We start from the raw sequence: 12,761 nt of genomic DNA on the forward strand, positions 1-12,761 counted from the left end.
AGATGGACCGGTGTCCCGTGCACGGACGATCTTCAGGCCGCCGCGTCGAACGCCGGCTGCTGCTGGGCGGCTCGGCGCGTCGTCTGCGCGGTGCGGCCACGCCGGCCGCGCCGGGTGGAGCTGCTGCGCCGGGAGGGTTCGACGGGCGGCGTGGGGAGGGTGACGGGAATCCCGGAGGGGGTCCGGGCGCCGGTGATGCGGTGCAGTTCGGCCTGTCCGGAGCGGACCTGGGTGGACTGCGGGGTGATGCCCGCGTCAGCCATCAGACGGTCCATTTCGCGCCGCTGGTTGGGCAGGACCAGGGTGACGACCCTGCCGGAGGCGCCGGCCCGGGCGGTGCGGCCGCCGCGATGCAGGTAGTCCTTGTGGTCGCCGGGCGGATCGACGTTGACGACGAGATCGAGGTCGTCGACGTGGATGCCGCGGGCGGCGACGTTGGTGGCCACCAGGACCGTGACGTGCCCGGCCTTGAACTGGGCCAGGGTGCGGGTGCGCTGCGGCTGGGACTTGCCGCCGTGCAGGGCGGCGGCCCGGACACCGCTGCCGAGCAGGTGCCTGGTCAGCTTGTCGACGGCGTGCTTGGTGTCCAGGAACATGATGGACCGGCCTTCGCGAGCGCCGATCTCGGTCACGGCGGCGTGCTTGTCGCTGCCGAGAACGTGCAGCAGGTGGTGTTCCATCGTGGTGACCGCGCCCGCCGTGGGGTCGACGGAGTGGACCACCGGGTCGGTGAGGTAGCGCCGGACCAGGAGGTCGACGTTGCGGTCCAGAGTGGCGGAGAACAGCATCCGCTGCCCTTCCGGCCGGACCTGGTCGAGCAGGGCGGTGACCTGGGGCATGAAGCCCATGTCGGCCATCTGGTCGGCCTCGTCCAGCACGGTGACGCCGACCTGGTCCAACCGGCAGTCGCCGCGCTCGATGAGGTCCTTGAGCCTCCCGGGCGTGGCGACGACGACCTCGGCGCCGCCGCGCAGCGCACCGGCCTGGCGGCCGATCGACATCCCGCCGACGACGGTGGCCAGCCGCAGCTTTACGGACCGGGCGTACGGGACGAGCGCGTCGGTGACCTGCTGCGCGAGTTCCCGGGTGGGGACGAGGACGAGTGCGAGGGGCTGCCGGGGCTCGGCGCGCTGCCCGGCGGTACGGGCCAGCAGCGCGAGGCCGAAGGCCAGCGTCTTGCCGGAACCGGTCCGTCCGCGGCCGAGTACGTCACGGCCCGCGAGCGTGTTCGGCAGCGTCGCGCCCTGGATCGGGAACGGCACGCGCATCCCCTGAGCGGTCAGCTCGGCGAGCAGGTGGCGGGGCATGTCGAGATCGGCGAACGTCTCGGCGGCCGGCAGCGCCGGTGAGATCGTCTTCGGGGGAGCGAACTCGCCCTGCAACGCGGCGGGCCGACGGCTCTGGCCGGCCGAGCGGTTCGACCCGCGGGAGCCGCTGCTCCGGCCGGAACCACCGGTGCCACCGGACCGGGAGCGGGAAAATCGGTCGTTCGTGCGTGAGCGGTTCATACGGAACCTCCTTGATACGGCGCGTACCAAGGAATTCCCGCGGCAGATGGGCAACGCCGGGAATCGCGAGAACGAGCCGGAATGAAAGCAGAAATGCAAGCGGGGCCGAGGCGAAGAAACGACGGGCCGTCCGCTGGAATGTGCTGAGCAGTCCGCCGGCGCGGGCCTTTACCCGCCGCCGGGACCGGCTCCGGCACGCTGCGCCGTCGTACCGCGCGAGCCCTCAAGCGAGGAGCGGGCCCCGGTACGGGCAGGCCGGTACGAGCAGGGGCCCGCACCCCGAGGTGCGGGCCCCTGCTCGTACGGTGCGCCGGTGTCAGGCGGGAACGATGTTCTCGGCCATCGGGCCCTTCTGGCCCTGCGCGATGTCGAAGCTCACCTTCTGGCCTTCGAGCAGCTCACGGAAGCCCTGGGCGGCGATGTTCGAGTAGTGGGCGAACACGTCGGCGCCGCCACCGTCCTGCTCGATGAAGCCGAAGCCCTTTTCCGCGTTGAACCACTTCACGGTGCCAGATGCCATGTCAATCTCCTTAGGGGCAGTGTTCGGTATCAGCACTGCGCCGATACCGCGTCGCTGCGATGATTACCCCATTCGGAAAAATGACCGAGAATAACAAAAGTGCTCCTTACGGCCAGTCGGCCGACGGGGGCACTTGAAGTTTTTGGGAACCACAACTGCAACTGTGGTCGACACTAGCACGCCGGAGCCGGAACTGAATAGCGGAAAATTCCATTCGGTGCGCCATGACAGGTGTTTTCATCGCGCCCTGGTCGCATTTCTCATTTCGCGGCCACAGATATGGTTCGGGTCGGTCGAAACGCCGACACGCGTGGTGTGGGCCGGCCGGGCCGCCGGGGTCCGGCCGGTGGGTGTGCGCCGGCGCCGGCTCCCGGGCGCGGCGGGACCGAAGATCAATCGTCGTCCGCGAGGCCGGGCCCGGCGGTGGAGCGCCGTAGCTCGTCGTTGATGCGCTGGGCCTCTTCGAGCTGGTCTTCGAGAATGACGATGCGGCAGGCGGCCTCGACGGGGGTGCCCTGGTCGACGAGTTCGCGGGCGCGGGAGGCGATCTTCAACTGATAGCGGGAGTAGCGGCGGTGCCCGCCCTGCGAGCGCAGCGGGGTGATGAGGCGGGCCTCGCCGATGGCGCGGAGGAAGCCCGGGGTGGTGCCGAGTATCTCGGCGGCACGGCCCATCGTGTAGGCGGGATAGTCGTCGTCATCGAGACGGCCGAGAGGGTTTTCTGCGGTCATGTACACCTCTGTCGGGGAACGCGTCGAGGGGCCCTGATGCCGTACGGCACCAGGGCCCCGAGGATATGAACACCATCTGCCGGCCTACTGCGGTGCCGGGCTTTTCCGTCCGCACCGCCCCGAGGGGGAGAGGGGCGGGTGCGGGGATCGCGGATGGGGGACCGTGGGACCACCTTCCGTTCCGGGGGTCTGCGGTACCCGGGCCGACCAGTTTCCGGCCCGGGCGATCCTGATGGCGTCTGCCTCCTTCTTTCTTCTCTCTTGCCGGTGAATGCATTGCACCTGCGGGCACGGCCTGCGGCCCCGGTGGGCCGCGGCCCGGCAGTCGGCGGAAGGACCCTTGGAACGTCCGGCCCCGCCGCACCACTGCCGGGCCGCTGCTGGGGACCCGCGCGCGGCAACGCCTCTGCCGCGCCTTGTCGACTCTTGGCTACGAGCTCGACATTAACTCCGGCACACCCCTATGTCTACTCTCGCCATGGCAGATTTCCTCAGTTGGGTGAACCCGTGCTCCTGCCGTTCGAACAACCGGAAAAGTCCGCCCCCGGGCGCGCGGCCGAGCCCTGCGAGGGGGCCTGTGACGGGCCGGGGCCTTGCCGGAGCCGGCTCGGGCGGCCCGGCGGCTGCTGACCTGGGGCCCGTAGGCCACCATCGAGACGAGTGCGAACCGTGCTCCGGCCTGCGTGCACGAGCCGAAGCCGGCCTGATCCCTGGCAGCGCGCCACGGTCGGCGGCGCCGGCGGGACGGCCCAACAGGCCCGGGTGGTGGAACCAGATGTTGTTGGACAACTTCACCGGTCGGGAGTCCTTGAGGTGCTCCGGCACGAGCTGACTGGTGGTGGTCCGTTTCGCGTCCAGGGCGGGGACGGCTTCGTCGCGTCGGGGGTGGTAGTTGATGGTGTCGATCACCGTCTTGCCCGCCGACGCGGCGGCGGGAAGCCGGCGGTAGTGCTTCAGCGGCACGGTGACCACCACGATGTCCCCCGCTTCGGCGGTGTCCTCGGCCGTCGCCGCCCGGGCCCGCGGCCCGAGCGCGCCCAGCCGGGCCCACAGGGTCTCGGGGCCACGCGAGTTGGAAAGCACGACGTCATGGCCGGCGCCGACCGCCAGCCGCGCGAGGGTGCTGCCGGCCTGCCCGCTGCCGATCATGCTGATGGTGGACACGGGACTCACTGCCGTTGTACGGAACGCCGGTTGAGCCGCACCTCAGGGGAGTTCACCGTGCCCCGGACCGCCGCTCCCTCCATGATTGCCCACTCGATGATCTGGGGCAACGGTGTTCGCGGCCCGCCCGAACGGCTGTGACCGGCGCTTGCCCAACCGGCCCTAGCTGTTGTGCCCGGGGGCGGGACCGGTCTGCCCGATGGTGAACGTGAGATGGGAGAAATCCCTGCCCTGAACAACCGGTCCGTTCTGCGTTCCGCCGGTGATGTGGTTGTGCACCGCGTCGGCCGGACTGATGTGCGCGTGCTGCCACCACGCTTCCAGGAGCGTCCTGAACTCGGTGTCGAGGGCCGCGCGCACGCCCAGCGCCGTGGCCAGGGCCTGGGCGTGCGCCGGGTTGGCCGGGTCGCTCTCCAGCCTGGTGAGTTCCGCCGCGCCCGAACTCGGGCCGCAGCCGTCCCCGGACTCCTCCCGCGCCGCGTGCCGGAAGGGCCGTCGCACCAGCGAGGAGAGGCCCTGCCAGGCGTTTCTTCCGGCTTCGCCACCGAGGCTCCCGGCCAGTGAGGTAAGGGCCGCGGCGGTGATCGGGTCCATGGTGCGCTCCCTGGTTCAGTGGTTGGTAGCCGTAGCTTAGGGGCGTCCACCGCATCGTCGGCCTGGGACCGAACGACCCCGGAGTGTGGTCCGCGTTTTCGGCATGTCTGCGGGGCGCTTGCACGGCGCCGGCCCCTGGACCGGCGACCGGGAGACTGCCGCCCTGTCGTGCTCACAGAACAGGCTGCCGCCCCGTCATGCCACCTGTGAGGCCATAGTGTTGGGGCATGGCCGAGGAGACGCGTAACAGCCTGAACGGGCAAGCGGAAGTGGTGGTCCAAGCCGGACGCATCGGAGAACTGCATCAGCACCTGCACGGCGCCGCGCCATCGCATCAGCCGGTCCCCTTCCAGTTGCCGCCGGTCCTCTCGCGCTTCGAGAACCGCCACACCGAGCAGGAGCGCATCACGCGGGCGGTCGACGCCCACGCGGATCACGCCGGGCCGCTCGTCGTGGCCCTGACAGGCATCGGCGGGATCGGGAAGACGACGTTGGGCTTCCACATGGCGCGTCGGCTCAGTGACCGCTTCCCCGACGGCGTCCTGTACGTCGATCTCGACGACCTGCGCCGGGACGGGGCGGTCGCGGTCGCGGACGCGGTCGGTGAACTGCTGTCCGGCCTGGGGGTCGTACCGGACTGGCTGGAGCGATCCTTCGCGGGCCGGTCGAAGCAGTACTGGACGCGGACCCGCGACAAGAGACTCATCGTGGTCATCGACAACGCCCGGTACGGCAGCGAGGTCGTACCGCTGCTTCCGGCGTCCGCGGGCAGCATGGCGATCGTCGCCAGTCAGGGGTCCCTGTACGACCTCGACAGCATGTCGGCCGTCGAGGTGGCGGTGAACCCGCTGTCGGCGGACGATGCCGTGCGGCTGCTCCGGAACATCGTGGACGACACGCGTTTCGCCGCCGAGCCGGACGCCGTGTCCGAACTGGCCCGTGGCTGCGCCGGCCTGCCGGCCGCGCTCCAGGTGGCCGGCCACTGGGTCCGCAGGTACCGCAGGCGCAGCCTGTCCCGGCTGGTCGCCGAACTGACCGGCGAACTGCGCGAGAAGGGCATCCCCATGGTCGAGGCGGTATGGGACGCCGCGTACGCGGGGCTCGGACGGCAGGGGCAGTCTCTCTACCGCCTGCTGCCGCAGCATCCGGCTCCCGTCGTCACGGCGGCGGTGGCGGCAGCGCTGCTCGGGTGCGGGCCGCGGGAAGCGGCCGACGCGATGGAGGAACTGGAGTCGGCAGGGCTGCTGGAGGGCCGGTCCGAGGGGTTCCGGATGCACGGTCTGCTGCGTGGCCACGCCGAGCGCTGTGCCCGGAAGGCGGACCCGGAAGGGGCGGACCGCGCCGCGGCGCGGCGGCGGCTGGTGCGGTGGTACCGGCGGCAGGCCGGCCGTGCGGACCTGCTGGCGGCCGGCCCCCGAATGACGGTCGCCGAGCTGCCCGGAGGCACCGGTCCGGAAAGGGGCGACGTCGAATTCGCCGACAAGGCCGGGGCACTCAGGTGGCTGCAGTCGGAGCGCCTCGCCCTGTACGGCTGCGTCCGGCTCGCGTTCGACGCCGGGTGCTACGAGGACGCCTGGGCCCTGTGCGAGCCCCTGTGGACCCACTTCCTCGACCACCCCCACTACGCGGACGTCACGGAAGCCTTCCGCACGGGCGTGGCGGCCGCCGACCGCGCGGAGTACCTGCCGGCCATGGTGCGGATGCGCTGCCAGTTGGCCAGGCCGCTGTGGGAACAGGAGCGTTACGACGAGGCGGAGGAGTATCTGCGGCAGGCACTCGGCGCCTCCCGTTCCCTGGGTGGATCCAAGAAGGAACAGAAGCTGAAGGCGTCGACGATGGAGTTCCACGGGCTGCTGAAGTCGGCGCGCGGCGACTGGGCCGCGGCAGCCGCCGATTTCGAAGTCGCGCGGGCGATTCACGTACGGATCGACAACGCGTACGGCGTGCTGCTCCAGACGTACCTGCTGGGGCGCGCGGCCCTGGCCCGGGGCGATGCGGAGCAGGCGGTCCGCCTGTTGGACGAGGCGCACCGGATGGCCCGCGAGCAGCAGCGGGAACGCATGACGGCGCGGACGGGTTTCGAGTTGGGTCGCGCGCTGCGGCGTATCGGCCGCGCGGCGGAGGCGGAAGACCTGGTGCGTGCGGCCCTGATGGGCGCCCGCGAGCGCGGCTCGGAGACCGACGAGGTCCGGGTCCTGGGCGAACTGGCGGCGCTGGCCGACGAACGGGGGGACGCCGGCGAGGCCGAGCGGCACCGCACCGCGGCGCGACGGCTGACCGTACGGGCCGGTGGCCTGCCCGAGGACGGTCAGAGTTCGTAGCCGAGGTCGGTGGCGTGCGCTGCCGTGAGGTGTACGCGGACCGTGAGCGGGCCGGTGTCGCACACGAGCGACACCGGCGGTTCCGGCCGTGCGGCGCTGCCCAGCCAGGCATGGACGGCCGAGACCACGGCGGCCGGGTCGGGGCGCAGGACCTGCCCGTCGGCCCGGTGCGGTGCGATGCGGACGCTGAGCGGTCCGGCCGTGCGATGCCGGACCAGGCAGCGCGTCGGAGTGAGCACCGCGGCGGCGGTCCGGCAGCCGGGGTATTCGTCCAGGATGCGGGCGGTCCAGCCGTCGGCCGTCCACGCACCGCCGGGCAGGGCGGGGGCCTGGTGCGAGGCCCGACGCCACAGCACGGCGGCGCTCTCCGCCTGACGCTGTCCCGCCACCGGCTGCTCGACCGCGAGGTGGTGCGCGGTTTCGCGGGTGTGCGGGGCGAGGCGCGCGACGCTGATCCGCTGCCCGGACACCGCGGCCCGTACGGCGAAGGCCACGGGCCGGCGAGGTGCGGTGGTGGGGGAGGGGAGACAGGACGCGGTCACCGCGACGGGGCGCGGACGCAGGCCGAGCAGCCGGTAGAACTCGTGCCGCAACTGGTCGAGGGACTGCCGCTGCCGGGCGAACGCGGCATTCGCCAGGCCGACCGTGTCCACCGACCCGGCAGCCGCAAGGGCGTCCTCCAGGGCGTCGGCAGCGGACAGCGCCGGCACCTGCTGGAGCAGCCGCGCCATGGGGCTGTCCGGGATGAGTTCGTCTGTGCCGTCGTAGGCGCCGATGACGGGGCGGCCCAGCGCGGCGGCGTACAGGGCGGTGGAGCCGTGGTCGGTGACGACGGCGTCGGCCGCGACCAGGACGGCGGCCCATTCCTCGTACGGGGCGGCGAGGACCAGACCCGCGTCCAACGCGGGGACGAGCTGCCGGGACAGGTCGAGGGAGCCGATCTTGCTGTGTTCGTTCGGGTGCAGTATCAGGGCGAGCTGGTAGGCGTCGTGGGGGAGGCGGCCGGCGAGTTCACCGGGGAGGCCGGGCCGGCGGGCCAGCAGGGATTCCGGCCCCCAGGTCGACGTGAGGACGACGAGTTTGCGCAGGCCCGTCCCCAGGGCTTCGCGGTAGCTCTCCCGATGGTGGGCGGAGGCGAGCAGCCGGTCCAGGGTCGGGTCGCCCACCACGGTCGCCCGGGCGGCGGCCGGCGGGCAGCACCGGCCGAGGCGGGCCAACTGGTCGTCGTGGGCGAGGGCGTACAGATCGGCCCAGGGCTCGCCGCGCGTGAGCAGGTAGTGCGGGTCGAGGCCGGACGGCAGGCACGGCGACCCGTCACCGTCGATGGTCTTGTTGAAACCGGCGCCGTGCGGCAGCAGGGCCAGGGGCCCGGACAGCACGCGGAGGGCGCCCTTCGGGCTCGCGGTCAGGATCAGGTCGTGCCGGCCGGCGCGGGCCGCGTCCCACGTGATGGTGCGGGCGCCGGAGTGTTCCAGGGCCGCGAGGGCGTCCACGTCGAAGTCCGATCCGGGTACGAGGGTGAACCGGACGCTGATGCGCTCGTCACCGTCGAACACGGGCAGCACATCGAGGAGCCGGTGCAGCGCCCCGGCCGACCGCACGGCCACGAGCACAGCCCGCTGCCCGCTGCCCGCTGCCCGCTGCCCGCTGCCCGCTGCCCGCTGCCCGCTGCCCGCAAAACGGTCATTGTATCGGATAACTCACTTCTGCTGTGGCTGTCTGTGCCGATGCTCCTGGAATCGTCGCGTGCCTCCCGTGGCATCGCCTTGATCGTACCGGGGGCGGGCCGTCTGCTTCCGGGGCCGTGTCCAGTACCGTGGCCGATGGTCGGGCGAGCCGGAGAGGTGGTGGTCCATGAGCGCGCAAGGAGACGCGGCGCGACCCGCGGTGCCCGTGGTCAACACGTCGGCCGGCACCGTTCACGGACCGTCGGTGCAAGCAGGTGCCGTCCACGGCGGCATCACGTTCAACTACCGCTTCGGGTACGCCGCCGAGTTCGCGGGCCAACGACCGGACGGCGTGCCTCGGCCGCCCCGCTGGTTCGTGAACCGCCTGCACGCCCTGGCGGAACTCGACGGCTTATTCGGTGACGGTGACGCACCCGATTGCCCGATCGGCGTGTTCAGCGGCCTTCCCGGAATCGGGAAGACGGCAGCCGCCTGCCAGTGGGCCCACCGCAACCGGCACCGGTTCCCCGACGGCCAGTTGTTCGTCGACTTCGCGGCGCTGCGTGCGGGCGCGGGCGCCGACGTCTCCGAGGCCCTGGCCATGTGCCTGCGCGCCCTCGGCGTGCGCGACTCCTTCATGCCGACGGGCCTGGCCGACCGCACCACCCTGTACCGGACGTTGTCGGCGGACCGTCGGCTGCTGGTGGTGCTGGACGACGTATCCCGCCCGGCTCAGGTGTCCGCCTTGGTGCCGCAGGGCACCGGCAGCGCCGTCCTCGCCACCAGCACCTGGCGACTGGGCGAGTTGGCCCTGGACGGGGCCGCCCTGCTGCCGCTGGACGTCCTCGACGCCCCGAGCGCCATGGACCTGCTCACCGCACTCTGCGGCCGTCAGCGGATCGCCGACGAACCGGACGCCGCCACCCGTCTGAGCGCACTGTGCGGGGGACTGCCCATCGCGCTGCGCATCACTGCCGCGAAGCTGCTCATGCACCGCCGTCTGACAATGCGCGCCCTCGTCGAGGAACTGTCCGACGAGCAGAGCCGCCTCAGCCGTATCTCCGTGACCTCGGCCCGCGAGGAGCGCACCGTGTCGGCAGCACTCGAACTGGCCTACCGTGACCTTCCGGAACCCGTGGCGCGCCTGTACCGCGTACTCGGCTGCCTGCCGGGGCGGAGCTTCGACACCGCTCTCGCGGCCGTGGCGGCGGAGTTGGGGAGGAAGGAGGCCCAGCGTCACCTGGACGTCCTCGACGAAGCGAGCCTCCTCACCGTCACCCCGGACGTCCGCTACCGGATGCACGACCTGGTCCGGCTCCATGCCGTCGGGGCGGCCAGGGAGACCGAACCGCCCGGTACCGAGCGCGAGGTCGTCCGCCGGTCCGTCGGCCACTACCTGGCCCTGGCCGCCATGGCCGACCTGACGGTGCGGGCCGACCGGCTGCGCATCGCCGAGACCGCCGAGATCCTCGGGCCGGGACGGGGCCGAGGGGGCCGCGACACCGCCGGCCCGTTCGCTCAGGCGGAGGATCCCGGGCGGGACGCCATAAGCTGGCTGGAGGCGGAACGGCCCAACATCCTCGCCGTACTCCGCGCCGCGCTCCGGTGCGGCTTCGACCGTCAGGTCTGGCAGCTCGCCGAGGTGTTCACCGTCCTGTTCCTGCACCACCGCCATCTCGCCGACTGGCGGGAGTCCCTCGACCTGGGGGCGCAGGCGGCCGGGCGGGACGGGCAGGCGGCCGCCGAGGCCCGGCTCCGCAGCCTGCTCTCCAGGCCCTTGCTCGACCTGGGCCACGACGAGCAGGCGTACACCGAGCTGGCACGGGCCGAACGGCTCGCCGTGGAGTCGGGGAACCTCGTACTCCAGGCATCGGTACAGGAGTTCCTCGGCCGTTACTGGGACCGGCACGATCCCTCCCTCGCGATCGCCGCGTACCGCACTTCCCTGGCGCTGAACGCGGAAGCCCGCGAAAACCGCGGCGAGGCGCTGGCCCGCTACTTCCTCGGCTGCGCCCACAGCGCGGCCGGAGACCACGACATCGCACTCGAAGCGCTCTCGGCTGCCAGGACCGCGTTCGTGGCCCTGGCGGACGGGCGGATGGCGGCACGGGCCTTGGCGGACATCGGCCGTGCACGCTCCCGGCTCGGTGACCGTGCCGGTGCCGCGTCGGCACTGGGCGACGCGGCCGACGGGCTGCGCCGGCACCACGCCTTCCACTATGAGGCGCAGGCGTTGGAGGACCTGGCGGACCTGCTGGACGACCCCGACGAGATCCGGCCCTGCCTTCAGCGAGCCCTCGCCGTCTACGAGGAGGGCGGGAGCCCGCGGGCCGAGGAGGTACGGGCACGCCTGGTGCGCTGATCGCCTGGTTGGGGACGGTGCGGCGACGTCCGGACCGGGCGGAGCAGCAGGTCATACCGTAGCTGTCCGTACTTCAGCGTCAGCGCGGTCTCGTCCAGGCTCATGCCGAGCCGCAGACAGGTGTACACCGCCGCCGCTGCCGAGCCGGGGTCGGGGCAGGAGCCCGGACCCGCCGTGCCCCTCGCTTCCAGCACCCTGCCGTCCCGCAAGCCGACCAGGCACCCGCCCTCGCCGGCCAGCGCCGCGAGCCGGGCACCGGGATGGTCCGTCAGCAACTGGGCCATGCGAGCGATCGCTGATTCCCCGGAGTAGACGGTCGAACCGCAGAGCACCACCGCGGCGCTCTCGGTGAGGCGCGTGTCCGGCTCGTCCGCATCGCAGGCGAGGTGCCAGAACGACCGCGTGCCCTCTTCACCTGCCACGGTGGTCCCGGCCGGGAAGCGGCTGACCTCCACACAAACCCCCGCACCGGATGTCCGCTCGGCCGTGGTACGGACCAGCAATGACTGCGGGCGTACGGTCTGCGGAACAGGGAGGGCGAAGGCCCGCGCACCTCTGCCGGGGTGGCGGCCGGTTTCTTCGGGCCGGGCCAGGCTCAGCAGGTCGTAGACCAGGCTGCGGAGGCGGGGGAGCGCCGTTCCGGGATCGGCGAAAGCCCGGGCGGCGACATCGGTGTACCGGTCCGGCCGGTGGCCCGCCATCGCCGCGTCGAGCTGTCCGCGGAGGGGTGCGCCGGCAACCAGCCGATCCGCTGCTGACTGGAGCGCGTATCCAGCGGTGCCGGGCACGGCCTCGGATCCGAACGCGCCGAGCAGCACCGGCCGTTCCATGGCCGCTCCATAGAGCGTCACCGAGCCATGGTCCCCCACCACCAGGTCAGAGGCGATGACAGCCTGCTGCCAGCCATCGGTTGGGCTGATGCCGATCAGACCGGCCTCCAGGGCGGCCTGCTGCATGACCCGGACTTGCCAGGCGCCGTGACCGGCCCATACGTTCGGATGCAGGACCAGTGCGACGCGGAACTCGTCGACGGGAAGCTGGGACAGCAGCTCCGTCGGCAGCCCGGGACGGCTGCCGATCAGTGACTCGGCCCCCCACGTGGAACTCACCAGGATCAGGCGCTGGCCGGGCAGCACGTCCAGGGCGGCCCGGTACCGCTCACGCCACCGGATGCTGGCCCGGAGCCGGTCGTAGCAGGGGTCGCCCACCTGCACCGTCCGGCCGACCGTTCCGGGATGCGCGGCCGCGAGCTGTTTCTCCTGCTCGGGGTGCGATACCGCGAGCCAGGCACGCTTGGTGGCCAACAGACTGTCGGGGACCAGCCCCGACAACCGTGTGCCCGTGCCGGCCGAATCGGGGACGAACTTCTGGAAGCCCACTCCGTGCGGCAGGATCAGGACCGGGTAGTCGCCCGGGGGGACATCGATGTTCTCGGAGGCGGAGATCATCAAGTCCGGTGTGATGTCCGGGAGTTGAGACCAGGGAAGCGTCCGGCAGCCCAACGCCCGGAGACGGTCGAGCACGCCGTCGTTGAAGGCCGACGACGGGTCGTAGGCGAACACCACCGTCACGCGGGGATCGTCGTGCACCACCTCGGGCACCACATCCAGTACGCGCACCAGCGACGTCATGGTCCGCGCCGCCACCACCAGCGTCCGCTCGCCGCTGAAGGTGCGCCACCGCTGAGCTTCGGGACCAACCGGCACGAGAAGGTGTCCATCGGGACCGGAACCGGAACCGGAGCCGGAATCCACCGCCTGCCTCCGCCCGGCCGCGGAACCGCCTACACCGCCGTCAGTCCGGCTCCCGGCTCCCGGCTCCCGGCTCCCGGCTCCCGGCTCCCGGCTCCCGGCTCCCGGCTCCCGGCTCCCGGCTCCCGGCTCCCGGCTCCCGG

The 12,761-nt window shown here is 72.0% G+C and carries 9 protein-coding genes; 2 read left to right on the forward strand and 7 right to left on the reverse strand.

The genetic code is table 11. The annotated features are described in order from the left end of the window. Window positions 1-32 precede the first annotated feature (32 nt). The 5 genes from ACH4EB_RS05635 to ACH4EB_RS05655 form a co-directional block, all read right to left on the reverse strand. Window positions 33-1,508: a DEAD/DEAH box helicase gene (locus ACH4EB_RS05635; RefSeq protein WP_398346035.1), complete on the reverse strand. Its 1,476-nt coding sequence runs from the start codon at window positions 1,506-1,508 to the stop codon at window positions 33-35. A gap of 316 nt (window positions 1,509-1,824) precedes the next feature. Beyond that, entirely contained in the window at window positions 1,825-2,028 is a 204-nt protein-coding gene (locus ACH4EB_RS05640) for a cold-shock protein (protein ID WP_398346036.1), read from the reverse strand. Between the two features lie 392 nt (window positions 2,029-2,420). Beyond that, a complete protein-coding gene (locus ACH4EB_RS05645; protein ID WP_398346037.1) occupies window positions 2,421-2,759 on the reverse strand; it encodes a MerR family transcriptional regulator in 339 nt (112 codons plus the stop codon). Between the two features lie 444 nt (window positions 2,760-3,203). Beyond that, window positions 3,204-3,923: an NADPH-dependent F420 reductase gene (locus tag ACH4EB_RS05650; RefSeq protein ID WP_398346039.1), complete on the reverse strand. Its 720-nt coding sequence runs from the start codon at window positions 3,921-3,923 to the stop codon at window positions 3,204-3,206. Between the two features lie 162 nt (window positions 3,924-4,085). After that, on the reverse strand, window positions 4,086-4,517 hold the full coding sequence (locus tag ACH4EB_RS05655; protein ID WP_398346041.1) for a hypothetical protein: 432 nt from the start codon (window positions 4,515-4,517) through the stop codon (window positions 4,086-4,088). Window positions 4,518-4,744: 227 nt separating this feature from the next. Here ACH4EB_RS05655 and ACH4EB_RS05660 point away from each other — a divergent pair, with 227 nt between their 5' ends. Then, window positions 4,745-6,838: an NB-ARC domain-containing protein gene (locus ACH4EB_RS05660; protein WP_398346042.1), complete on the forward strand. Its 2,094-nt coding sequence runs from the start codon at window positions 4,745-4,747 to the stop codon at window positions 6,836-6,838. Here the strand turns inward: ACH4EB_RS05660 and ACH4EB_RS05665 are convergent. Further along, window positions 6,826-8,439, reverse strand: coding sequence for a translation initiation factor 2 (locus ACH4EB_RS05665; protein ID WP_398346432.1), 1,614 nt, complete (start codon window positions 8,437-8,439; stop codon window positions 6,826-6,828). The two genes, ACH4EB_RS05660 and ACH4EB_RS05665, sit on opposite strands and share 13 nt — an antisense overlap. A gap of 253 nt (window positions 8,440-8,692) precedes the next feature. On the opposite strand from ACH4EB_RS05665, the gene ACH4EB_RS05670 reads away from it, so the two are divergent. Next, window positions 8,693-10,867, forward strand: a complete 2,175-nt coding sequence (locus tag ACH4EB_RS05670; protein WP_398346043.1) for an ATP-binding protein — start codon at window positions 8,693-8,695, stop codon at window positions 10,865-10,867. Here the strand turns inward: ACH4EB_RS05670 and ACH4EB_RS05675 are convergent. After that, window positions 10,810-12,573, reverse strand: a complete 1,764-nt coding sequence (locus tag ACH4EB_RS05675; protein WP_398346044.1) for a hypothetical protein — start codon at window positions 12,571-12,573, stop codon at window positions 10,810-10,812. The two genes, ACH4EB_RS05670 and ACH4EB_RS05675, sit on opposite strands and share 58 nt — an antisense overlap. Window positions 12,574-12,761: the final 188 nt, after the last annotated feature.

The organism is Streptomyces sp. NPDC018045, from assembly GCF_044327445.1.
GTDB lineage: Bacteria > Actinomycetota > Actinomycetes > Streptomycetales > Streptomycetaceae > Streptomyces.